Origin of the sequence: Thalassobaculum litoreum DSM 18839, from assembly GCF_900102465.1 — a bacterium.
Classification (GTDB): domain Bacteria; phylum Pseudomonadota; class Alphaproteobacteria; order Thalassobaculales; family Thalassobaculaceae; genus Thalassobaculum; species Thalassobaculum litoreum.
Map to the genome: position 1 here is coordinate 320,020 of NZ_FNBW01000003.1, position 21,533 is coordinate 341,552.

20 protein-coding genes and 1 other RNA gene are annotated in these 21,533 nt (G+C 66.9%); 13 read left to right on the forward strand and 8 right to left on the reverse strand.

Annotated features, from left to right (window positions below):
* Positions 1-42: 42 nt before the first annotated feature.
* Positions 43-516 carry a thiol-disulfide oxidoreductase DCC family protein gene (locus BLS34_RS06695; protein ID WP_175474134.1) on the reverse strand — a complete coding sequence of 158 codons (474 nt, stop codon included), beginning with the start codon at positions 514-516 and terminating at the stop codon, positions 43-45.
* A gap of 323 nt (positions 517-839) precedes the next feature.
* Here BLS34_RS06695 and BLS34_RS06700 point away from each other — a divergent pair, with 323 nt between their 5' ends.
* The 5 genes from BLS34_RS06700 to BLS34_RS06720 all read left to right on the forward strand — a co-directional run bounded on the left by BLS34_RS06700 (position 840) and on the right by BLS34_RS06720 (position 6,687).
* Positions 840-1,823, forward strand: a complete 984-nt coding sequence (locus BLS34_RS06700) for a TAXI family TRAP transporter solute-binding subunit (RefSeq protein ID WP_028795451.1) — start codon at positions 840-842, stop codon at positions 1,821-1,823.
* A gap of 129 nt (positions 1,824-1,952) precedes the next feature.
* Complete coding sequence (locus tag BLS34_RS06705; RefSeq protein WP_093149097.1) at positions 1,953-4,586, forward strand: TRAP transporter permease; 2,634 nt, start codon at positions 1,953-1,955, stop codon at positions 4,584-4,586.
* Between the two features lie 11 nt (positions 4,587-4,597).
* Positions 4,598-5,026: a universal stress protein gene (locus BLS34_RS06710; protein ID WP_028795449.1), complete on the forward strand. Its 429-nt coding sequence runs from the start codon at positions 4,598-4,600 to the stop codon at positions 5,024-5,026.
* A gap of 89 nt (positions 5,027-5,115) precedes the next feature.
* Positions 5,116-6,276, forward strand: a complete 1,161-nt coding sequence (locus BLS34_RS06715) for a DUF2336 domain-containing protein (protein ID WP_093149099.1) — start codon at positions 5,116-5,118, stop codon at positions 6,274-6,276.
* A 126-nt stretch (positions 6,277-6,402) separates the two neighbouring features.
* Positions 6,403-6,687 (forward strand): hypothetical protein, encoded by a 285-nt coding sequence (locus tag BLS34_RS06720; RefSeq protein WP_028795447.1) that lies wholly within the window; start codon positions 6,403-6,405, stop codon positions 6,685-6,687.
* 170 nt (positions 6,688-6,857) lie between these two features.
* On the opposite strand, the gene BLS34_RS06725 is transcribed toward BLS34_RS06720, so the two are convergent.
* Positions 6,858-7,493 (reverse strand): alpha/beta family hydrolase, encoded by a 636-nt coding sequence (locus BLS34_RS06725; protein ID WP_093149101.1) that lies wholly within the window; start codon positions 7,491-7,493, stop codon positions 6,858-6,860.
* A 69-nt stretch (positions 7,494-7,562) separates the two neighbouring features.
* Here BLS34_RS06725 and BLS34_RS06730 point away from each other — a divergent pair, with 69 nt between their 5' ends.
* A complete protein-coding gene (locus tag BLS34_RS06730; RefSeq protein ID WP_175474135.1) occupies positions 7,563-8,147 on the forward strand; it encodes a LemA family protein in 585 nt (194 codons plus the stop codon).
* 6 nt (positions 8,148-8,153) lie between these two features.
* Positions 8,154-9,185: a DUF3137 domain-containing protein gene (locus BLS34_RS06735; protein ID WP_215906054.1), complete on the forward strand. Its 1,032-nt coding sequence runs from the start codon at positions 8,154-8,156 to the stop codon at positions 9,183-9,185.
* A gap of 4 nt (positions 9,186-9,189) precedes the next feature.
* Here BLS34_RS06735 and BLS34_RS06740 read toward each other — a convergent pair whose 3' ends face one another.
* The 4 genes from BLS34_RS06740 to ssrA all read right to left on the reverse strand — a co-directional run bounded on the left by BLS34_RS06740 (position 9,190) and on the right by ssrA (position 12,204).
* Positions 9,190-9,564: a glyoxalase superfamily protein gene (locus tag BLS34_RS06740; RefSeq protein ID WP_093149105.1), complete on the reverse strand. Its 375-nt coding sequence runs from the start codon at positions 9,562-9,564 to the stop codon at positions 9,190-9,192.
* A gap of 7 nt (positions 9,565-9,571) precedes the next feature.
* Positions 9,572-11,182, reverse strand: a complete 1,611-nt coding sequence (locus BLS34_RS06745) for a fumarate hydratase (RefSeq protein ID WP_093149107.1) — start codon at positions 11,180-11,182, stop codon at positions 9,572-9,574.
* A 67-nt stretch (positions 11,183-11,249) separates the two neighbouring features.
* Positions 11,250-11,741, reverse strand: coding sequence for an SspB family protein (locus BLS34_RS06750; RefSeq protein ID WP_028795441.1), 492 nt, complete (start codon positions 11,739-11,741; stop codon positions 11,250-11,252).
* Positions 11,742-11,830: 89 nt separating this feature from the next.
* Positions 11,831-12,204, reverse strand: a transfer-messenger RNA (tmRNA) gene (gene ssrA, locus BLS34_RS06755).
* 73 nt (positions 12,205-12,277) lie between these two features.
* Here ssrA and BLS34_RS06760 point away from each other — a divergent pair.
* Complete coding sequence (locus BLS34_RS06760) at positions 12,278-13,849, forward strand: tetratricopeptide repeat protein (RefSeq protein WP_139189124.1); 1,572 nt, start codon at positions 12,278-12,280, stop codon at positions 13,847-13,849.
* 6 nt (positions 13,850-13,855) lie between these two features.
* On the opposite strand, the gene BLS34_RS06765 is transcribed toward BLS34_RS06760, so the two are convergent.
* Complete coding sequence (locus BLS34_RS06765) at positions 13,856-15,394, reverse strand: tetratricopeptide repeat protein (protein WP_093149111.1); 1,539 nt, start codon at positions 15,392-15,394, stop codon at positions 13,856-13,858.
* Between the two features lie 70 nt (positions 15,395-15,464).
* Between BLS34_RS06765 and BLS34_RS06770 the strand changes: the two genes are divergently transcribed.
* Entirely contained in the window at positions 15,465-15,953 is a 489-nt protein-coding gene (locus tag BLS34_RS06770; protein ID WP_093149113.1) for a dihydrofolate reductase, read from the forward strand.
* A gap of 160 nt (positions 15,954-16,113) precedes the next feature.
* Here BLS34_RS06770 and BLS34_RS06775 read toward each other — a convergent pair whose 3' ends face one another.
* Positions 16,114-17,244: an Mrp/NBP35 family ATP-binding protein gene (locus BLS34_RS06775; RefSeq protein ID WP_028795437.1), complete on the reverse strand. Its 1,131-nt coding sequence runs from the start codon at positions 17,242-17,244 to the stop codon at positions 16,114-16,116.
* Positions 17,245-17,550: 306 nt separating this feature from the next.
* Between BLS34_RS06775 and hflK the strand changes: the two genes are divergently transcribed.
* The 4 genes from hflK (at position 17,551) to BLS34_RS06795 (ending at position 21,414) form a co-directional block, all read left to right on the forward strand.
* Positions 17,551-18,582: an FtsH protease activity modulator HflK gene (hflK, locus tag BLS34_RS06780; protein ID WP_028795436.1), complete on the forward strand. Its 1,032-nt coding sequence runs from the start codon at positions 17,551-17,553 to the stop codon at positions 18,580-18,582.
* Entirely contained in the window at positions 18,582-19,472 is an 891-nt protein-coding gene (gene hflC, locus BLS34_RS06785; protein WP_028795435.1) for a protease modulator HflC, read from the forward strand. Before hflK ends, hflC begins: the two co-directional genes overlap by 1 nt.
* Before the next feature lie 53 nt (positions 19,473-19,525).
* Positions 19,526-19,708: a DUF2065 domain-containing protein gene (locus BLS34_RS06790; RefSeq protein ID WP_245565641.1), complete on the forward strand. Its 183-nt coding sequence runs from the start codon at positions 19,526-19,528 to the stop codon at positions 19,706-19,708.
* 176 nt (positions 19,709-19,884) lie between these two features.
* On the forward strand, positions 19,885-21,414 hold the full coding sequence (locus BLS34_RS06795; RefSeq protein WP_038015165.1) for a DegQ family serine endoprotease: 1,530 nt from the start codon (positions 19,885-19,887) through the stop codon (positions 21,412-21,414).
* The last annotated feature ends 119 nt before the right edge of the window (positions 21,415-21,533 follow it).

Here is a 21,533-nt window from a genome sequence, read left to right on the forward strand (position 1 = left end):
GGTGGCCAAAACTGGCAACCTGGGCGGGCGGCAGAGTTGTTCTCAGGCCGTCGGCGCCGGAGGCGGGGGAACGCGGCCCTTGGCCTTGTTCCAGCGGTACAGCGCCGCCGCCAGCACCCGATCGTAGAGCACATCCGCCAGCGGCTTGATCCAGCGCACCGACGACAGCCGTGCGAGCCAGCCGTAGCGGGGCAGGCGCTTCCAGATCTCGATGAACCCGTCCACCCCGGCCAGCAACCGCCCCTCGCCGTCGACCACGTGCAGGCGGCGGACGATCGCGTCGTCGTCCACCCCCCATGGCGACAGCAGGCCCGCCTCGGTGGTGATGTCGGTCCAGGCGATCCCGTCCACCCCATGGCGCCGGGCGACCTTCCGGTAATGGTGGATCTCGCTGCGGCAGACCGGGCAGGCGCCGTTGTAATAGACGTGGATATCGTAGTGGACGGGGGTGTCGGCGCCGTTCTGGGGCGCCGTGCCGGCTTCCGGGTGCTCCGGGACTGTCCGCGTCGGGTCCATGACAGCGAAATGGGGCGCCCGGCCTCCGGAACAACGCGGCAGGCGGTCGCGGCCACCCGTCATCGTCGAAGATGGTTAACGCGTCGTAACCATGCATCCCGTTGAATTGTGCCCGACTTGCCCGGTGCGCGGCTGGGCACGGCTTTGTTGACCTTCTGTGAAACTGCCCCCCATAGTAGGCCCAAGGGCTGAGGCTCTTGGATCACGGCGATGTCCCGTGGGGGAGCAGGGAACGCGACCCGGCGGGACCCCTGACGGCAGCTCCCAAAGGAGATCGCCGGATCCGAAAAAGATTAACGAGAGAGTCTTTAGGAGGACTTCACATGAAGCGGCTTCTTGCCACTACCTTTGCCGTGGCGCTGGGCGCGGGCGCGTTTGTCGCCGGCGGCTCCGCTCCGGCTTCGGCTCAGAACCAGCAGTTCATCTCCATCGGTACCGGCGGCGTGACCGGCGTGTACTACCCGACCGGCGGCGCGATCTGCCGTCTGGTCAACCGCGACCGCAAGGAGCACGGCATCCGCTGCTCCGTGGAGTCGACCGGCGGTTCCACCTACAACGTGAACACGATCCGCGCCGGCGAGCTCGAGTTCGGCGTCGCCCAGTCCGACGTGCAGTACCACGCCTATAATGGCACCGGCGACTTCGCCAGCGCCGGCGCGTTCGAGGACCTGCGCAGCGTGTTCTCCGTCCATGCCGAGCCGGTGACCATCGTCGCCCGCAAGGACGCGAACATCACCAACTTCGAGGACCTCAAGGGCACCCGGGTCAATATCGGCAATGCCGGTTCGGGCACCCGCAGCACCTGGGAAGTCATCGAGGGTGCTACCGGCTGGAAGCGCGAAGACCTGAAGCTCGCCGCCGAGCTGAAGTCGGCCGAGACCGGTCAGGCGCTGTGCGACAACAAGATCGACGCGTATTTCTGGCTGGTCGGCCACCCGGCCGCGCTGGTCTCCGAGACCGTGTCGACCTGTGAGGCCAACCTGGTCAACGTGACCGGCCCGGCCTTCGACAAGCTGGTCGCCGACAACCCGTATTACCGCAAGGCGGTGATCCCGGGTGGCATGTATCCGGGCAATCCGGACGACACCAACACCTTCGGTGTCGGCGCCACCTTCGTGTCCTCGGCCAAGGTCTCCGACGACGTGGCCTATGTCGTCGCCAAGGCGGTGTTCAGCAACCTTGAGGACTTCAAGAAGCTGCATCCGGCCTTCTCCAACCTCAAGGCTGAGGAGATGGTGAAGGAGGCGCTGTCCGCGCCGCTGCACCCGGGTGCGATCAAGGCCTACAAGGAACTCGGCCTGATGTAATCCCCTGGCCGGGGCGGATCCGTTCCGCCCCGGCCTTTTCTTTCTGCAGTCGACCCGGTGCCGCTGGTGCCGGCGCCCAAGGCACGACCCGGCCCGACGCGTGGGCCCGCTCCAAGGATCGGGGGGATCATGAGCGACCAGAACGGCACCTCCAAAACCGTCGATCTCGAAGACCTCGTCGCCTCCACCGACACCGGCAACCGCGTGCCGACCGGGATCGTGGCCAAGGTGCTGGCCGGACTGGCGCTAGCCTGGTCGCTGTTCCAGCTCTACTACGCCTCTGACCTGCCGTTCCTGTTGCAGGATCTCACCGGCCTGCCGGTGGTGTTCAACTCCGACGAGGGACGGGCGATCCACCTGGCCTTTGCCTTCGTTCTGGCCGCCCTGTCCTATCCGCTGTTCAAATCGTCGCCGCGCGACCGCGTGCCCTGGTACGACTGGATCCTGGCGATCCTGGGCGTGGTGTCCTGTCTCTATTTGATCGTCTTCAAGGACACGATCGCCCTGCGCGCCGGTCTGCCGACGACCGGCGACCTGGTGATCTCGACCATCGGCATCGCGCTGGTGCTGATCTGCACCTACCGGGCGCTCGGCTTGCCGCTGGTGATCGTCGCCTCGGTGTTCGTGGTCTATGTGTTCTTCGGCGACCAGCCCTTCATCCCGGAAGTGATCCAGTGGAAGGGTGCGTCCTACGGCAAGGCCATGTGGCACTTCTGGATGCAGACCGAGGGCGTGTTCGGCATCGCGCTCGGCGTGTCGGCCTCCATGGTCTTCCTGTTCGTGCTGTTCGGTTCGTTGCTCGATAAGGCCGGGGCCGGCAACTACTTCATCAAGGTCGCCTTCGCCCTGCTCGGCCACCTGCGCGGCGGACCCGCCAAGGCGGCGGTGGTCTCCTCGGCCATGACCGGCCTGATCTCCGGCTCCTCGATCGCCAACGTGGTCACCACCGGCACCTTCACCATCCCGCTGATGAAGCGGGTCGGCTTCTCCGGCGACAAGGCCGGCGCCGTCGAGGTCGCCTCGTCGGTCAACGGCCAGATCATGCCGCCGGTGATGGGCGCGGCCGCCTTCCTGATGGTCGAGTATGTCGGCGTCAGCTATCTCGACGTGGTGCGCCACGCCCTCCTGCCGGCCTCGATCTCCTATATCGCGCTGCTCTACATCGTCCATCTGGAGGCGCTGAAGGCCGGGATGCGCGGCCTGCCCAAGCCTGGCGGCCCGCGTACCGCGCTGCAGAGCCTGCTCGGCGTGCTGACCGGCTTCCTCGCCATCGCGATCCCGGCGGCGATCATCTACTACACGCTGGGCTGGACCAAGGACGCCTTCGGCGACGCGACCTTCTACGCCGTCTGCATCCTGTTCGTGGTGGCCTATATCGCCCTGGTAGCGGTGGCCGCGCGGTTCCCTGAGCTGGAGCTCGACGACCCGAACGCGCCGGTGGACAGCCTGCCGGAGGTGCGCCCGACGGTGCTGTCCGGCCTCTACTTCCTGCTGCCGATCGTGGTGCTGGTGTGGTGCCTGATGATCGAGCGGCTGTCGCCGGGCCTCAGCGCCTACTGGGCGACGGTGGGCATGCTGTTCATCCTGATCACCCAGCACTCGCTGAAGGCCGTCTTCCGCAAGACCGGCGATGTCGCCCATGGCTTCGCCCGCGGCTTCTCCGAGATCCTGGAGGGCCTGATCGCCGGGGCGCGCAACATGATCGGCATCGCCGTGGCCACCGGTGCGGCGGGTATCATCGTCGGCACGATCTCGCTGACCGGCGCGCACCAGGTGGTGGGCGAGTTCATCGAGTTCCTGTCCGGCGGCAACCTGATGGCGATGCTGGTGCTGGTGGCGATCTTCTCGCTGATCCTCGGCATGGGCCTGCCGACCACGGCGAACTACATCGTCGTGTCCTCGCTGATGGCCGGCGTGGTGGTCGAGGTCGGGGCGCAGAACGGCCTGATCGTGCCGTTGATCGCCGTGCACCTGTTCGTCTTCTATTTCGGCATCATGGCCGACGTCACACCGCCGGTCGGACTCGCCTCCTTCGCGGCGGCGGCGATCTCGGGCTCGGATCCGATCAAGACCGGCTTCACCGCCTTCTACTACTCCCTGCGCACGGTGGCGCTGCCGTTCCTGTTCATCTTCAACACCGATCTGCTGCTGATCGACGTCACGCCGATGGAGGCGGTCTTCGTCTTCATTGTCGCGACCGTGGCGATGCTGCTTTTCGCCGCCGGCACCCAGGGATATTTCTTCGCCAAGAACCGGGCCTGGGAGGCGGTGGCCCTGCTGCTGATCGCCTTCACCCTGTTCCGGCCGGGTTTCTGGCTCGACCTGATGCAGGATCCGTTCGAGACGGTGGAACCGACACGGGTGATCGAACTGGCGGGCGAGATGCCCGACGGTGGCGAGCTGCGCCTGGTGGTCACGGGACCGGATTTCAACGATCTCGACGCGACCCACGAGACCACGCTGATCCTGCCGCTCGGAGCCGCCGGCCCGGGCGAGCAGCGGCTGCAGGATGCCGACCTGCTAGTTATGATCGAGGACGGTGTGGCCAAGCTGGAGGAGCCGTTCCGGCCGGGTCCCGCCGGCAGCATCCCGGGCCGTAAGCTCAGCGGCTTCGACTTCTACGGGGACGATCCGGTCCGCATCTCCGAGATCCATGTGGAGGCCGAGCGCCTGCCCAAGGAGGTGTTCTACATTCCGGCCTTGCTGCTGCTCGGGCTGGTCATCGTCCTGCAGCGTCGGCGCACCGACGTGCCGGCGTTCTGAGGGAGGTCGCGATGTTCTCGGATATTCTCCTGGCCGTCGATCTGACCTCGCCGGAGACCCAGAGAAAGGCGGTCGCCGCCGCGGTCGGGCAGGCGAAAGCCTTCGGCAGCCGGCTGCACGTCGTCACGGTTGTGCCGGAGTTCAACTCCGGCATCGTCGCCGGCTTCTTCCCCAAGGATTTCGAGGGCAAGGCGCTTGAGGCGACGCGCGAGCAGCTTCATGCCTATTGCGAGAAGATGATCCCGGCCGATGTGAAGCTGCAGCACGTGGTCGCCCACGGCACGATCTATCAGGAGATCGTCAAGGCGGCGCAGCGGACGAACTGCGACCTGATCATCATGGCCTCGCACCGTCCCGAGCTTTCCGACTTCCTGCTCGGGCCGAACGCCGCCCGGGTCGTCCGGCACGCCGCCTGTTCGGTGATGATCATCCGCGACTGAGCCGGCGCGCTCCGGCGCGCGGAATCAAAGCGCAGGCCTGAAAACGCTGCTATAATCTCCTTGGAATACATGCCGAGGAGGCCCGATCCATGACCGGTGACGACGCAGCGCCGACCCTGGCGCAACTGATGAGCAAGCTCTCGCGGTCTGCCTCCACCGAGGCCCGTGGAGAGGTCGCTGACGCGATCGGCCGGTCGATCGACAGTCCCGAACTCGGCCCCGTCGAGCGGGACATCGCCCTGGACATCGTGCGCAAGCTGGCCGGCGACCTGGAGCAGCAGGTTCGCAGGAACCTGGCCGACGCCGTCCGCCAATCCGTCGGCCTGCCCCATGACGTCGCGCTGAAGCTGGCCAAGGACGTGGCCGAGGTGGCGCTGCCGATCATCAGCGACAGCGTGGTCCTGACCGACGGGGACCTGGTCACGATCGTGGAGGAGGGCGACACTGACAAGCAACTGGCGATCGCCAACCGGGACGAGGTCTCCGATGTCGTCGCTGGCGCGCTGGTCGAGCGCGGCAACGAGGACGTCGTGGTCGCCGTCGTCTCCAATCCGGGAGCCGAGCTTAACGAGCCCGTTCTGGGCAAGGCGCTCGACCGGTTCGGCGACAGCCCGCGCCTGCAGACCCCCATGGTCGGCCGCGCCACCCTGCCGGTGGCCGTGGCGGAGCGCCTGGTGTCCCTGGTCTCCGACAAGCTGAAGGACGAGTTGGTCCGCCGCCACGAGATCTCGCCGGACATGGCGACCGACCTGGTGCTTGAGGGACGGGAGCGGGCCACGCTGGCGCTGCTGTCGGACGATGCCGGGAGCCAGAAGGTCGAGGATCTGGTCCGCGAGATGGCCCGTAACGGCCGTCTTACCGACTCGATCCTGCTGCGCGCCGCCTGCACCGGCGATCTCGCCTTCGTCGCGGCCGGCCTGGCAGTCCGCGCCAAGATCGCCTTCCGCAACGCCGACCTGCTGGTGCATGACGACGGGGCGAACGGGCTGAAGTCCCTCGCCTCGAAGGCCGGGATGAGCGAGCACGATCGGATCATCCTGCGCGCGGCGGTTGATGTTGCCCGAACTACGGAGATGGTCGACGCGCCGGATGCCCGCGACCGCTTCGCGGAGACCGTGCTGGAGCGGGTGCTGACCACCTTCGATGCCGACGAGGTCGGGTTCTCCGAGGAAGACGCGGAATATTTGATAAAAAAGCTCTCTAAATACACCGGAAAGCATAAAGAGAACGCCGTCGCCCATCTCCGCTAGAGATGGTTGAAGGCGATGAAGCAATCGATGAAATTTGTGGATCACTGCGTTAATTGAATTTTTACCCGTGTTGCGTATGATCTTATTCCAGATGAGACGACCGGCTCTTTTGTGGGGACGAGCCAGATGGCGGTCGATACCTGGAATGATCAGGAACTGAGCTTCCATGAGCGCGCTGCGACTGCGGCGCGTTCCGTCGTGATTGCACTGTTCTGGATGACGCTTGTCGCCGGCCCGCCCGTTGTCGGGGGCGTGCTTGGCTGGATGGCGACACGGGATGCGGGCAGAGGCCCGTTGAGCGGTCTGCTCGGGCAGCTGCCCGCCGATCAGATGGGCGTCACCATCACGCGGGAGGAAGTGGAGGCTGTCGGCCTCGACCCCCGTGAGATCAAGGCGATCCTGGCGGAATAGCCCTCGTGGCGCGGGTTCTAGAGCAGATCGTGCGGTGACGGGATCACTTCGTGATCGCGCCAGCGTGCGTGAGTATGCTCTATCTCATTGTTTTAGAGACAAATTCACCGACCATATTGAATCATGAAATGATTCAATATGGTCGGATTTGGTTCTAGGCTCCGGCGGGCCTACAGGGCGCGCAGGAACCCGTCGGCCGTTTCGGCCGCCTTCTCCCATGCCTGCTCCACGCTCCACCCGCTGGCTTTGCGCGGCGCCAGATCGTGGTTGCCGTCCTCGATCCAGTCCACCGCCGCGATGTCGGGCAGCGCCAGCGCCTCGACCTCCGCGCGCGTGCCGAACGGATCGCGGGTTCCCTGAATGATCAGCGTCGGGCAGCGCAGGGCGGCGAAGTGCTCGGTGCGCAGGCGCTCCGGCTTGCCCGGCGGGTGGAAGGGATAGCCCAGGCAGAGGCACCCCCGGACCGCTGTTTCCACCGCCGTCTCCGCGGCGATCAGCGAGGCCATCCGCCCGCCCATCGATTTGCCGCCGATGACCAGGGCCTGCGGTCCACCGAGATGCCCGATCACCGCCCGCCACTGCTCCAGCAAAGCCGGCGCGCGCTCCGGCGGCCGTTTGCGGCCCGTGGTCCGTCGCTCGGCCATATAGTCGAACTCGAAACGCACCACCCGGTGGCCCCTGGCGGCGATGCGGGTGGCGATTGCCTCCATGAAGGGGCTGTCCATCGGTGCCCCGGCGCCATGGGCCAACACGAGGGTGACGACGGCGTCCTGTGGCCCGTCGGTCAGCAGCGGGAAATCGCGCATCTGTGTCTCTGGATCGTTGTTCGCGGCAACGAGTATAATGTTGATCGGATCGAGAGGGGGAGAAGCGGAATGGACATGCCCAGCCTGATCGCCGTGGGCGTCTTTGTCCTGCTCGCCGCCTATATCCTCTACCGCACCCACAGCCGCATCGTGGTGACGGGAAACGAGGCGGAACAGGCACTGGCCTCCGTCGATGTACAGCTTCGCAAGCGCCACGACCTGATACCGCAGGTGGTCGCCACAGCGCGAAAGTTCATGAGCCACGAGGCCGCCCTGCTGGAGCGCCTGACCGAGCTCAGGGCCAAGGCCGCCGCTTCCTACGACAAGACCAAGGCCGGCGAGGTGGCGGCCCACCTGGAGGCGGAGCGGGCCCTGCAGTCCGAGTTCCGCCAGCTCTTCAGCCTGGCCGAAGGCTATCCCGAGCTGAAATCCGACGAGAGCATGACCCGGGTGCAGGACACGCTGGAGGAGGTGGAGGGCAACATCGCCGCCGCCCGCCGATACTACAACGCCTCGGTGATGCAGCACCGCAACGTGATCCAGACCTTCCCGGGTAACATCATCGCCCCGCAGATGGGCGCGGTTCCGCTGCCGTATTTCGAGACCGAGGAAAACACCCGGGGCGTGGTCGACGTCGCACGGCATTTCGGATAGCCGGGCGTGGCGCAGGTGCCGGTCGGCCGGATGCCCGCCATCGCCGAGGACCGGCCCTGGCTGAAGGGCGCGCGGGTCTTCGTGCAGCAGACCCTGTGGCCGGGGTTGGAGGCACTCGACGCGGACTATCCCGGGCGCGAGAAGCCCGACTACCGCAAACGCTACCTTCAAGCCGCGACTTTCTTCGGCTGTTTCGTCGCGGCGGTCTTAGGGTCGGCCGCGATCCATCCCTTCCTGGCGTTTCCAGTCTTTCTCGGCGGCATCATCAGCCTGTTCGTTATCGGGGCGTTGATGGGTTCCGGTCAGCCGGCCGAGCAGGTGGCTAAGGCCCGGGCGATGGAGAAGCGGGTGGTCGCCGACATCGCCGGCTTTCTCGGCTTCACCTACCGGCCGGACGCAACGGGGGAGGCGGCGGGTGACGCGCGGGCGGATCTGCGGGACGCCGGCGTGCTGCCCTACGAGCCGGAACACTGCCACTGGTCCGAGGGGCTGCGCGTCACCGGCGACGGTTACGCCGCCGACGTCTGGGACCTTGTCGTCAGCCAGTACGGCCCGGAGGTCCGCGACCAGAACACGCCGTTCGAGGGCATGGCGGTCCGCATCGCCCCGACCCGGAAGCAGATCGCCGGCAATGTGGTCGGCATCGGCAGGCAGACCTTCTTCCGCAGGGCCACCGGTCCGGTGTGGATCGGCAGCGGCGAGCGGCCGGAGTACGAGCCGGTGGATCTGGAGTCGCTCGAGTTCGAGCAGCGGTTCACGGTGTTCGCCACCGATCAGGTCGGCGCGCGCTATCTGCTCACCCCCGCCTTCATGGCGCGGCTGGTCGGCATGACCGAGGTGGTCGGCTGCGACGCGGCGCATTTCGTCTGCGTCGACAGCCACCTGACCCTGCTGTTCGACACACGGTCCGATCCGTTCGAGATCGGCAACGGCAAGACCCTGTGCGACGCAGCCTCGGTGGAGCGGGTCTTCGCGGAACTGTCGAGCATTCTAGACCTGGCCGAGGCCCTCAACCTGGACAGCCGCACCCGCGTCTGAGCGCTCAGGCCCCGGTGTCTTCCCAGAACCGGAGCCGGTTGGCGAAGGGGTCGGTGACCTCCATCACCAGCCCGCCCCAGGGGGCGGGATCCAGGCCCGGCCGGTTGTACGGATAGTCCCGGGCGATGATCTCGGCATGGAAATCGGAAAGGGCGGTCGCCTGCACGAACACGGTCGAACCGGGCGTGCAGTCGCCGTGATGCTCGCTCAGATGCAGGCGCATGCCGCCGCGCGAAACCTGCATGTAGAGCGGGGCCGTGGGCTCGAAGCGATGCTCCCAGTCGACGGCGAAGCCGAGCCAGTCCCGGTAGAACCCGAGCGCCTTCGTCGCGTCGAAGATCCGCAGGATCGGGACGGCGGCGAAGGCGGGACCGGTCATCGGAGGCTCAGATATCCTTGAAGAAGTCGTTGCCCTTGTCGTCGACGACGATGAAGGCCGGGAACTTCTCCACCTCAATCCGCCAGATCGCCTCCATGCCGAGCTCCGGATACTCCTGCACCTCGACCTTCTTGATCGAGTTCAGGGCGAGCTTGGCGGCGGCACCGCCGACGGAGCCGAGATAGAAGCCGCCGTGCTGCTTGCAGGCCTCGCGCACCACGGACGAGCGGTTGCCCTTTGCCAGGGTGATGAAGCTGCCGCCATGGGCCATCAGCGGCTCCACATAGCTGTCCATGCGGCCGGCGGTGGTCGGACCGAACGAGCCGGAGGCGTAGCCTTCGGGCGTCTTGGCGGGGCCGGCGTAGTAGATCGGATGGTTCTTGATGTAGTCGGGCAGCGGCTTGCCGGCGTCGATCAGCTCCTTGAGCTTCGCATGGGCGATGTCGCGGGCCACGATCATCGGTCCGGTCAGGGAGACGCGGGTCTTGATCGGATACTGCGACAGGGTCTCGCGGATCTCGCTCATCGGCCGGGTCAGGTCGATCTCGACCGCGTCGGCGGTCAGGCTGGCCTCGTCGATGTCCGGCAGGTACTTGGCCGGATCCGCTTCCAGCTTCTCCAGGAACACCCCGTCGCGGGTGATCTTGGCGAAGGCCTGGCGGTCGGCCGAGCAGGACACGCCGATGCCCACCGGCACGCTGGCGCCGTGGCGCGGCAGACGGATGACGCGGACATCGTGGCAGTAGTACTTGCCGCCGAACTGGGCGCCGATGCCCATATCCTGGGTCATCTTCAGGATCTTCGCTTCCCATTCCAGGTCGCGGAAGGCGTGGCCGCTGTCCGAACCCTGGGTCGGCAGGTTGTCCAGATATTTGCAGGAGGCGAGCTTGACCGTCTTCATGGTGAATTCGGCCGAGGTGCCGCCGATCACGATGGACAGGTGATAGGGCGGGCAGGCCGCCGTGCCGAGGGTTCGGATCTTCTCGTCCAGGAACTTTTCCAGGCTCTCCGGGTTCAGCAACGCCTTGGTCTGCTGGAACAGGAAGGACTTGTTGGCCGACCCGCCGCCCTTCTGCACGAACATGAACTTGTAGGCATCGCCCTTGTCGGCATAGAGCTCGATCTGCGCCGGCAGGTTGGTGCCGGTGTTCTTCTCCTCGAACATCGACAGCGGCGCGAGCTGGCTGTAGCGCAGGTTGTGGTTCACGTAGGTGTTCTGGATACCGCGGGCCAGCTCCATCTCGTCGTCGAAGCCGGTGAAGATGTTCTGACCCTTCTTGCCCATGACGATGGCGGTGCCGGTGTCCTGGCACATGGGCAGCACGCGGCCGGCGGAGATGGACGCGTTCTTCAGCAGGTCATAGGCGACGAAGCGGTCGTTCTCCGACGCCTCGCTGTCGTCGAGGATGTTGCGGAGCTGCTGCAGATGCGCCGGGCGCAGCAGGTGGGAGATGTCCATGAACGCCTCCTCGGCGAGCATGGTCAGGGCTTCCGGCTGAACGCTGATGACCTCGCGGCCACCGATCTTGTCGACGGACACGTGGTCTCTGGTCAGCTTGCGGTACTCGGTCGTATCCGGGCCGAGCGGGAACATCTCGGTGAAGTCGAACTCCGCCATAGGGGCATCCTCTCCGGTCTGCGGCATCGCGTCGGGTGCCGAACCGGTCGGCCCCGGCATGGCTATATTATTTCTTCTTGCGGAACTGATCGAGGGAGACGACCTCGCCGGTGCCGGCATCGTCGTCGGCCGCCTCGTCCTCACCGTCGGGCGTGTCGCCGCCGCTGGGATCGTCGTCGTCCCCGGTCGGGGTTTCGCCGTCGGCTGTCTGCTGGAACTGAAGCCCGAACTGAACCGACGGATCGGCGAAGCCGGTCAGCGCCTCGAACGGAATGGTCAGCGGCTCACGGATGTCGTTGAAGCTCAGCGTCACCGAGAACTGGTCTTCCAGAATCTCCAGATCCCAGAACTGGAACTGCAGGACGATGGTCATCTCGTCGGGATAGCGCTCGACCAGATATGCCGGGATATGGACACCGGGCGCGCTCGTCTTGAACGTGATGTAAAAGTGATGATTGCCCGGAAGACCGCGCTCCGCCGCCCGCCGAAGGGCATCACGAACCACACCACGCAGGGCCGTTTCGACCATCAGGTCGTATCGGAAAAGATCGTCAGCCATCGGCTTCCCGAACGTTGGACGTTCGGCCAATGAACACCAGGGCCCTGTGACCCATCAAGGGAAAAATGCCGGAGGGATATGCGGGGGAGAGTGCGAGCCTTCTGTTGCTAGGCGGCCCGCGAGCCCCACGTTACGACGCTAACCGCAACGGATTAGTCGAGACTACCGAGCTGCATTACGCAGCCAGGCGCGCCTCAGCATAGTTGTCGTTCGCAACTATCATACGGCCCGATAACGGCGGTACCATCCCGAGCAAAAAGCGGTCCTTTACTACGCGCGTCGATCCTGTTTCGCCCCCATGAAACGTTCCGGCCATTCTTCATCAGAACGGTCGGAGATTTTGGTGGAGGCGCCGGGTACTGCCCCCGGGTCCGCAACGCTTATTCCGAGCGCCGTTTATCGCCATAGTCGACCGAAGCCGACATCGCAGGATATAAGCCCTTCTTAACGGCTGTTAAAGGGTCTTGTGCGAAACGGTATATAGGCGCCGGTTCACTCTGATCCCGATCGGAGGCCGGAAAGTCAGGGCGGTAGTGGTGTCGAAGTCGGTTGATTCCCTCCAAGAAGCCGAGCGCCTTGCGGCGTCCGGCAATACGAAAGCGGCGCTGGCGCAGTTCAGGGCGGCAATCGACGGTGCGCCGATCACCGCGCGGGCGCGGGCGGCCGACATGGCCCTCGAGCTCGGCGAGGCGGATCAGGCCTTCGTGCTCGCCGAGGAAGCCTGGCGGATCGCGCCGAACGCGCCCGAGGCGCTGCTGCTGATGGGCCGGATCGCCTGGCGGGTCGGCGCCATCGACGATTCCCTGTCCTGCCTCGACCGGATCCGCCGCGGCGATCCGCTCTGGCCCCTGGCCCAGGCCGAACGCGCCGAGGCGCTGATGGCCGGCAACAAGCCGGTGGAAGCCTATAACGACCTGCGCTTCGCCCTGCGCACCGACCCGCGCGAGCCGGCGCTGTGGCTCACCCTCGGCCATGTGCTGATGTCCCTGGACCGGCTGGACGAGGCGGAGGACGCCTATCGCAACACCACCGACCTGGATCCGGACTCCGTCCGGGCCCTGGCCGGCATCGCCGATGTCTGCCTGAAGCTCGGACGCCCGGACGAGGCGGTGGCGGCCGGCGAGAAGGCGCTGCAGATCTCCGGCAACGACCCGGTGGCCCGAACCATCCTCGCCCAGGCGCTGCTCGCCATCGGCCGCGACGGCGAGGGCTGGGCCGGCTACGAGGCCCGATTCGACGCCAACAACATCGACCCGCGCATCGGCGCCAAGCGCCGCGATTTCGATCTGCCGCAATGGGATGGCAATCCGCTCAAGGACAAGGGGCTGCTGGTCTGGGGCGAAGGCTCCCCGGCGGACGAGATCCGCTTCGCCGCGTCCCTGCCGCAGATCATCCGCGAGGCGCCGAACCCGCTGGTGCTGGAATGCGACGCCCGCATGCAGGCGCTGTTCGAGCGGTCGTTCAACGGCGTCAAGGTGGTGGGCCGCACCTCGCCGCCGGACGACTCGATCTCCAAGGAACAGATCCACTGGCAATCGCCGATCGGCAGCCTGGCCCTGCGGACCAAGGTCTACGAGAACGGCTACGAGTCGCTTGCCCGCGCCTATCTGGAGGCCGACCAGGCCAAGGTGATGTCCTGGCGCGACCGGTGGTCGCCGAGTGGGGAACGGATCATCGGCCTGTCCTGGCGTCATCCGGACCCGGGCTCCGCGCGCCGGTCCATCCCGCTGGAAGCGGTGCTCGACGCGGTGGCGATCCCCGGGCGCGTGGTGGTATCGCTCCAGCGCGGGATGACGCCGGAGGAGCGGGAGATGGCGGCCGACAAGCTCCTGCTTGAGCCGGATCCCGATCCGGCGGACGTGGACGCCATGGCCGCCCGCGTGGCCGCCTGCGACGTGGTTGTCACCATCGACGCCCTGGTCGCGCATCTGTCCTCGGCGCTGGGCATCGACACCCGCATCCTGCTCGACAACGGCGCGGATGCCCGCTGGGGCGTGGGCAAGGCGCGCACGCCCTGGTACCCGACCGCCCGGCTGTATTGGCAGGATCACGACGGGACGTGGAAGCGGACCGTGGAGCGGATGAAGGCCGCGCTGGACGGGGGCTGATCCGCCCTACGCAGTCGGATCCAGAACCTGCCGCAGCGTACCGAGCGCGCGCGACATCGCCTGCCGCCAGTCGCCGGGCGCATCCGGGTAGGCCGCGACGAGGGGGCCGAGCCAGGCATCCCGTCCGTCGACCAGCGGCACCCAGGTGCGCTCCGGCGTGACCTCGACGGTGGGCGTGCCGACGGCGGCGGCCATGGCGGTGACCGAGCTGGACACCCCGACCACCGCATCCATCGCGAATGCCAGACCGGCCGCCGTGGACAGGTCGTTGCGCTTGTCCAGGTCGTCGGTGCCGATGATCTCGATGCCGCACAGGCTTCGGAACGCCGCTCGGTCGGCTTCCGAAGAGATGTACTGCAGATCGACGAAGGCGGCGTCGAGGCCGGTCAGCAGCGGCACCCAGTCCTGCAGCGGGGGATAGTAGCGCTGGCGTGGGCGTTCTGCGGCCCCGCTGCCCCAGCAGAAGCCCAACAGCGGCCGGTCCAGGGCGTCGGCCTCCAGGCGCGCGCGCAACAGGCCCGCCCGCGGCCGGTTGGTCGCCATGTAGCCCCGGCGCGCCATCGGCTCCCCGTCCGGCAGGGCCAGGACGTGGGGCAGGCTGCCGGCTTCGATCCAGGCGGCCGGGGGATCGGGCAGATGGGCATAGTCGAAGACCGGGCGCTGACCGTCGCGCCGGCGGTCATAGGCGAGTACCCGCGCACCCGGCAGACTGTCGGCGAACAGCTCGACCAGCCGGGGATCGCATTCGACGATCACGTCGCCGGCCCGCTCGATCAGATGCGGCAGGGCGGCGGCGAAACGGATCTCGTCCCCCAGCCCCTGTTCCGCCGCCACGAGGAGCGGGCCGTCCAGCGGCAGGGTGCCGTCCCAGCGCGGCGCGTTCAGGTTCACCCGCACGGGGGCCGCCGGCAGGATGGGGTTCAGACGGGCCTCGTAATCGGCGAAACCGGCCCGCAGGTCGCCTTGAGCCAGCCGGCTGAAGGCTCGGTTGCGCATGATGTTGGGGTTCGCGGAATCGTGGGCGGCGGCCTGGTCCAGGGCGGCGATCGCCTCGGCATGGCGACCGAGCCGGGCCAGCGCCTCGCCGCGATTGGCATGCACGGGGGCATAGTCCGGATACCGGCCGGCCAGGGCGTCGTAGGCGGCCAGCGCCTCGGTGATCCGGTCGTCGGCGAACAGCGCGTCGGCCAGCGAGATGTCGACGATCGGATTGCCCCGGACCACCGACTGGACGTTGCGCAGGATGGCGATGGCGGTGGCCGCCTGGCTCTTGGCGCTCAGCACGTTGGCGAGGTTGGTCGCCGCTTCGACCGAGCCGGGATAGCGCTCCATCACCTTGCGGAAGGCCGCCTCGGCCTGGTCGTACAGGCCGGCCGCCTTGGTGAGGTTGCCGATCTCGAAGATCGCCGGCGCCGGATCGGCGCTGCGCTCTGCCAGGGTCTCCAGTATGCCGATCGCCGATTGCAGGTCGCCCCGCCGGGCGAGCTCGCGCGCCCGCTCGATTCCGTCGGAGAGTTCTTCCGCGCGCTGTGTTCCCGAGGCCATCCGGCGATCTTGCCCGATCCGGCCCGGCGGTGCCACGGTGGGGTCCGATGATCAATCGCAAGGATCCGCAATGGCCGATCTCACGCTCGTCGCCGCGCTTGCGGACAACCGGGTCATCGGCCGCAGCGGCCACGGCCTGCCGTGGTCGCTGCCGGCCGATCTCGCCCATTTCAAGCGCCGCACAATGGGACACAGCATGGTGATGGGACGCCGCACCTGGGACGCCATCGGCCGCCCTCTGCCGGGCCGGCGGTCGATCGTGATCACCCGGGACACCGCCTGGGCCGCCGAGGGCGCGGAACGGGTGGGCGCCATGGAGGCCGCGATCGCCGCCTGCGCCGGCGAGGACGAGATCTGCGTCATCGGCGGCGGTGAGATCTTTTCGCTGGCCCTGCCCTCGGCCGACCGCCTGGCGCTCACCTTCGTGCACATGCAGGCCGAGGGCGACGTGCTGTTCCCGGAGATCGACTGGTCGCACTGGCGCGAGACCTGGCGCGAGCCCCATCCGGCAGAGGAGGGCCGCCCGGCGTTCACCTTCGCCGACTATGAGCGGGCGTGAGGGGAGGCTGCGGTTTCCTCTCTACCCCTTCTCCACTCCCCGGATTCATTCCGGGGCGCGCGTTTGGACCTGAACCCTATCCGGTCGGCTTCGGAGCCGCTTCCGGGCTTTCCCCGGCACAAGGCCGGGGAGTGCGGTGGGGAGATCGGCGGAGGAAGAGCTACTCGAACACGATGCTCGGTGCCGCCTTGCGCTGGGAGGGGCCGGAGATCGCGCCCGCCACCTTCTCGGCGATCTGGGCGAAGGCGGCCGCATGGGGGCCGGTCGGATCGGCGGCCACGATCGGCGTGCCGCCGTCCCCCGCCACCCGGATGTCGAGATGCAGCGGCACCTCGCCCAGGAACGGCACGCCCAGCTTGTCGGCCTCCTGGCGCGCACCGCCATGGCCGAAGATGTCGCTGCGCTCGCCGCAATGGGGGCATAGGAAATAGCTCATGTTCTCGATGATGCCGAGCACCGGCACATCGACCCGGCGGAACATGTTGAGCCCCTTGCGGGCGTCCAGCAGGGCGATGTCCTGCGGCGTCGAGACGATCACCGCGCCGGCCAGCGGCACCCGCTGGGCCATGGTGAGCTGGGCATCGCCGGTGCCCGGTGGCATGTCGACCACCAGGACGTCGAGCTCGCCCCATTCCACGTCGCGCAGCATCTGCTCCAGCGCGCTCATCACCATCGGGCCGCGCCAGATGGTCGGCGTGTCTTCGGCCACCAGGAAGCCGATCGACATGCATTTGATGTTGTGGTTCTCCAGGGGGATCAGCGTCTTGCCGTCCCGGCTCTCCGGCTTGCGGTTGATGCCCATCATGCGCGGCAGCGAGGGGCCGTAGACGTCGGCGTCGAGCAGTCCGACCTCCAGTCCCTGGCCGGCCAGCGCCAGGGCCAGGTTGGTGGCGACCGTCGACTTGCCGACCCCGCCCTTGCCCGAGGCGACGGCGACGATCGACTTGATCCCGGGCAGCTCGGGACGGGACGGCATGCGGCCCTGCTGCTGGGCGGGGCGTTCCGGCTGGGCGGAACGCTGCGGTTGGGCTGGGGCGCCGGCGCGGTGGGCGGTCAGCACGGCGGTCGCCGACGTCACGTCCGGCAGCGCCAGCACGGCGGATTCAGCGGCCTTGCGCAGGCCTTCCAGGCTCGGGCCCTTGGCCGGGTCCACCTCGAGCGAGAAGCCGATATTGCCGTCCTTGATCACCAGACCCGATACCGTCGCGAGCGCCGAAAGCGCCGCTCCCGACCCCGGATCGACGACCTCGGCCAGGGTTTTTCGGACTGATTGCTCGGAAACCGTTGTCATCGCTTGAAATCCTCGCGATTTCGCCAACATACCGGGAACCTTAAAAGACTACCCGCACGCAAGCGGGACATAGAGTGCTGGGCTGCGCTTTGCAACGCGCCGGTGGCATGCTAGGTCCCGCGCGGTAATGAACAGAGAGGACGAGCCATGCCTTGGAGCGATCAAGGGGGACGCGGGCAGGGCCCATGGGGCGGCGGCGGCGATGGCGGAGGCAACGGCGGGGGCCGTGGCAATTCGCCCTGGGGCCGGCCTCGGGGGAGCGGCGGCGGCGGCGGTCAGGGACCGAGCCCGAAAGATATCGAGGACATGCTGCGCCGGCAGCAGCAGCGCTTCAAAGGCATGCTGCCCAGCGGCTTCGGCGGACCGAAGCTGATCATTCTGGCCGTTCTGATCCTCGTCGGTCTGTGGGCGGCGAACGGCTTCTACCGGGTGCAGCCGAACCAGCTCGGCATCGAGTTGGTGTTCGGCAAGTATGACGGCGTCCCGAAGGAGCCGGGCCTGCAGTGGAACTGGCCGGCGCCCTTCGGCGAGGTGTTCCGCCCGGACGTGACCCGGGAAAACCGGATCGAGATCGGCTTCCGCTCCGGCAGCGAGTCGCGCACCGGCGCCGGTCGCGACGTCCCGGAAGAAAGCATGATGATCACCGGTGACGAGAACATCATCGACATCGACTTCGTGGTGTTCTGGATCATCCGCAGCCCCGGCGACTTCCTGTTCAACCTGCAGAATCCCGAACAGACGGTGAAGGTCTCCGCCGAGGCGGTGATGCGCGACATCATCGGCCAGACGCGGATCCAGGACGCGCTGACCGAACGCCGCGGCCAGATCCAGGTCGCCGCGCAGCAGCAGCTCCAGGCTTTGGTCGACGAATACGGCGCCGGCATCGAGATCCGCTCCGTCCAGCTCGACCAGGTCGATCCGCCGAACCAGGTGATCGACGCCTTCAACGAGGTGCAGCGTGCCCGTCAGGACCTCGAGCGCCTGAAGAACGAGGCCGAGGCGTATCGCAACGATGTCGTGCCGCGGGCCCGAGGCGAGGCGGCCCAGCTCATCGAGGGCGCCGACGCCTACCGCCAGGAGGTGGTCAATCGGGCCCAGGGTGACGCGAACCGCTTCAACTCGGTCTACGAGGCCTACGCCCAGGCGAAGGACGTCACCACCAAGCGGATCTATCTGGAGACGCTGGAGGACATCCTGAGCAACGTGAACAAGGTGATCATCGACGATGACGCCGGCGGCAGCGGCGTGGTGCCGTATCTGCCCCTGCCGGAACTTCAGAACCGGTTGAACAAGAACCGCCCGGCGGGCGCGTCCAGCACGCAGAACGGAGGCAACTGATGAACCGGACCCTAGCCGTCCTCGGCATCGTCGTCGTCATCATCGGCATCGTCCTGTCGCAGTCCTTCTTCATCGTCGACGAGACGGAGCAGGCGCTGGTCGTGCGGTTCGGTGAGCCGGTCCGCGAGATCCGCGAGCCGGGCCTGAACTTCAAAATCCCGGTGGCGGAAGACACGATCTATTACGAGCGCCGCGCGCTCGACGTCGATCCGCCGCGCCAGCAGGTCATCCTGTCGGACCAGAAGCGTCTCGATGTCGACAGCTACGCCCGCTACAAGATCATCGATCCGCTGCAGTTCTTCCGGGCCGTGCGGACCGAGCGGGAAGCCTCGTCGCGGCTCTCGGTTGTCATCAACTCCTCGCTGCGCCAGGTGCTGGGCAACAAGACTCTGATCGAGGTGCTGTCGGATCAGCGACCGCAGATCATGACCGACATCCGCGCCGAGGTGAACGAAAGCGCCAAGCGCTTCGGCATGGAGCTGATCGAGGTGCGCATCCGCCGGGCCGATTACCCGGACGCCACCAAGCAGAACATCTTCGACCGCATGACCTCCGAGCGTGAGCGCGAAGCCCGCGAGTTCCGCGCTCAGGGTAACGAGCAGGCGCAGAAGATCCGGGCCGATGCCGACAAGCAGCGCACGGTCATCGTCGCCGAGGCCCAGAAGGAAGCCGAGACCCTGCGTGGTGAAGGCGACGGCCAGGCGATCAAGATCTACGCCGATGCGTTCGGCCGCGATCCGGAGTTCTTCGCCTTCTACCGGTCGATGCAGGCCTACCGGACGATGGTCAATGACGGGGACGGGGACACCACCATGGTGCTCTCGCCCGACAGCGACTTCTTCAAGTACTTCAACTCCATGACTGGCGGGGTCCCGGCCCCGGTCCAGTGATCGGGTCGCATGGCCCGGCAGGCTGACACGGCAAGGCGGCGAGCGAGATCGTGATGGATTTCCTCGCCGCTTTTGCGTTGGTGCTGGTGATCGAGGGTCTACTCTATGCCGCCGCGCCGGAGGCGATGCGTCGGGCGATGACGGTCATCTTGACGCAGCCGCCGGGCGCCATGCGCGTCGCCGGCCTGTGTGCGGCGATCAGCGGCATCCTTCTGCTCTGGCTCGTGCGCGGCTGATCGCCGGAATGTGACTGTCGCCGCAATCGGGCCACACCTTACGTATACGAAAGTCTTCCGGCGGGACCGGCCGGCCGTTGACTGTGGTCGGCGACAGCCCACCTGTTGTGCGGTGGGGCGATAGTCGCGATGCTGTCTTCCGAAGCCGGTTCGAGAAGAGAGGGATAAGACAAGATATGGGCCTGAAGACCTCTGCCACCGCAGTGCGCACCTTAACGGAAGACGGTCGGTCGCAAGCCGCCGCCAATCTGTATCGGATGGCACTCGCGGCTGCACTGGCGACCATGCTGGCCTTCGGCATGGCGCTGTCAAACCCGGTGCATGCGAAAGCGCCGCCCGAGAGTTTCGCCGACCTTGCCGAGCGGCTGCTGCCCGCCGTGGTGAACATCGCCACGACGCAGACGGTCGATTCGTCGCGCATGCCGGACATGCCGCAGTTCCCGCCGGGCTCGCCGTTCGAGGAGTTCTTCAAGGACTTCTTCGAGCGCAATCAGGGCCAGCGGCCCTCGCGTCCGCGCTCGGCCCAGTCCCTGGGCTCCGGCTTCATCATCGACGCCAGCGGCATCGTGGTCACCAACAACCACGTCATCGCCGATGCCGACGAGATCAAGGTCCGCCTGCAGGACGACACCGAGTACGAGGCGACCCTGATCGGCAAGGATCCGAAGACCGATGTCGCCGTGCTGTCGATCAATCCGGGCGACCGGGAACTGCCGTTCGTCGAGTTCGGCGAGTCCGGCTCGCTGCGCGTCGGTGACTGGGTCGTCGCCATCGGCAACCCGTTCGGCCTGGGCGGTACGGTGACCGCCGGCATCGTCTCGGCCCGCGGCCGCGATATCGGCCAGGGTCCGTATGACGACTTCCTGCAGACCGACGCCTCGATCAACCGCGGCAATTCCGGCGGCCCGCTGTTCAACCTGGAAGGCCAGGTGGTGGGCATCAACACCGCCATCTTCTCGCAGACCGGCGGTTCCGTCGGCATCGGCTTCGCCATCGCCTCCGATCTGGCGATCGGCGTGGTCGACCAGCTGCGCGAGTTCGGCCGCACCCGCCGCGGCTGGCTCGGCGTGCGGATCCAGCAGGTCAGCCCCGACATCGCCGACAGCCTCGGGCTCGATACCGCCCGCGGCGCCCTGGTTGCCGATGTGACGCCGGACGGTCCGGCCGAGGCGGCCGGGATCCAGCCGGGAGACATCATCACCGGGTTCAACGGCGAGCCGGTTGACGAGATGCGCACCCTGCCGCGCATCGTCGCCGAAACCCGGGTCGGCCGCGAGGTACCGGTCGAGGTCTGGCGCGACGGTGCCGCGATCACCGTGACCGCCACCCTCGGTGAGCTGGAGCAGGCGGAAGAGGCGCGGATGCTGACCACGTCGGCAACGCCCGGACCGACCGAAGAAGGCCGCGTGGACTCTCTTGGCCTCGGTCTCGCCACGCTGACGCCCCAATTGCGTGAGCAATATGGCATCACGGAAGAGGTCGAAGGCGTTGTCGTCACCGAGGTGGACGACACCGTTGACGCTGCCGACAAGGGCCTGCGTGAAGGCGACGTGATCGTCGAAGTCGCCCAGGACGAGGTCCGTTCGCTCGAGGATGTGCGCCGTCTCGTAGAAGATCATCGCACCAATGGGAAGAAAACCATCCTTCTTCTGGTCAATAGACAGGGGGAGCAGAGATTTATCCCGCTCCGGATCGACAAGGGCTGATCCCCCCGCCCCCCAGGCCCTTTTCGCGGAGTGAGGAGGCGGCGCCGGTTCCTAAGGAACCGGCGCCGTTCCTGCGTTCGGGGGTCGGCTCTTAAATTTTCCTCATCACTTGAAGAAAA

What these genes read in the sequence shown, in the direction of transcription:
- BLS34_RS06695 (WP_175474134.1), bottom strand. Translation starts at nt 516, where the DNA reads ATGGACCCGACGCGGACAGTCCCGGAGCACCCGGAAGCCGGCACGGCG.
- BLS34_RS06700 (WP_028795451.1), top strand. Translation starts at nt 840, where the DNA reads ATGAAGCGGCTTCTTGCCACTACCTTTGCCGTGGCGCTGGGCGCGGGC.
- BLS34_RS06705 (WP_093149097.1), top strand. Translation starts at nt 1,953, where the DNA reads ATGAGCGACCAGAACGGCACCTCCAAAACCGTCGATCTCGAAGACCTC.
- BLS34_RS06710 (WP_028795449.1), top strand. Translation starts at nt 4,598, where the DNA reads ATGTTCTCGGATATTCTCCTGGCCGTCGATCTGACCTCGCCGGAGACC.
- BLS34_RS06715 (WP_093149099.1), top strand. Translation starts at nt 5,116, where the DNA reads ATGACCGGTGACGACGCAGCGCCGACCCTGGCGCAACTGATGAGCAAG.
- BLS34_RS06720 (WP_028795447.1), top strand. Translation starts at nt 6,403, where the DNA reads ATGGCGGTCGATACCTGGAATGATCAGGAACTGAGCTTCCATGAGCGC.
- BLS34_RS06725 (WP_093149101.1), bottom strand. Translation starts at nt 7,493, where the DNA reads ATGCGCGATTTCCCGCTGCTGACCGACGGGCCACAGGACGCCGTCGTC.
- BLS34_RS06730 (WP_175474135.1), top strand. Translation starts at nt 7,563, where the DNA reads ATGGACATGCCCAGCCTGATCGCCGTGGGCGTCTTTGTCCTGCTCGCC.
- BLS34_RS06740 (WP_093149105.1), bottom strand. Translation starts at nt 9,564, where the DNA reads ATGACCGGTCCCGCCTTCGCCGCCGTCCCGATCCTGCGGATCTTCGAC.
- BLS34_RS06745 (WP_093149107.1), bottom strand. Translation starts at nt 11,182, where the DNA reads ATGGCGGAGTTCGACTTCACCGAGATGTTCCCGCTCGGCCCGGATACG.
- BLS34_RS06750 (WP_028795441.1), bottom strand. Translation starts at nt 11,741, where the DNA reads ATGGCTGACGATCTTTTCCGATACGACCTGATGGTCGAAACGGCCCTG.
- BLS34_RS06765 (WP_093149111.1), bottom strand. Translation starts at nt 15,394, where the DNA reads ATGGCCTCGGGAACACAGCGCGCGGAAGAACTCTCCGACGGAATCGAG.
- BLS34_RS06770 (WP_093149113.1), top strand. Translation starts at nt 15,465, where the DNA reads ATGGCCGATCTCACGCTCGTCGCCGCGCTTGCGGACAACCGGGTCATC.
- BLS34_RS06775 (WP_028795437.1), bottom strand. Translation starts at nt 17,244, where the DNA reads ATGACAACGGTTTCCGAGCAATCAGTCCGAAAAACCCTGGCCGAGGTC.
- hflK (WP_028795436.1), top strand. Translation starts at nt 17,551, where the DNA reads ATGCTGCGCCGGCAGCAGCAGCGCTTCAAAGGCATGCTGCCCAGCGGC.
- hflC (WP_028795435.1), top strand. Translation starts at nt 18,582, where the DNA reads ATGAACCGGACCCTAGCCGTCCTCGGCATCGTCGTCGTCATCATCGGC.
- BLS34_RS06790 (WP_245565641.1), top strand. Translation starts at nt 19,526, where the DNA reads ATGGATTTCCTCGCCGCTTTTGCGTTGGTGCTGGTGATCGAGGGTCTA.
- BLS34_RS06795 (WP_038015165.1), top strand. Translation starts at nt 19,885, where the DNA reads ATGGGCCTGAAGACCTCTGCCACCGCAGTGCGCACCTTAACGGAAGAC.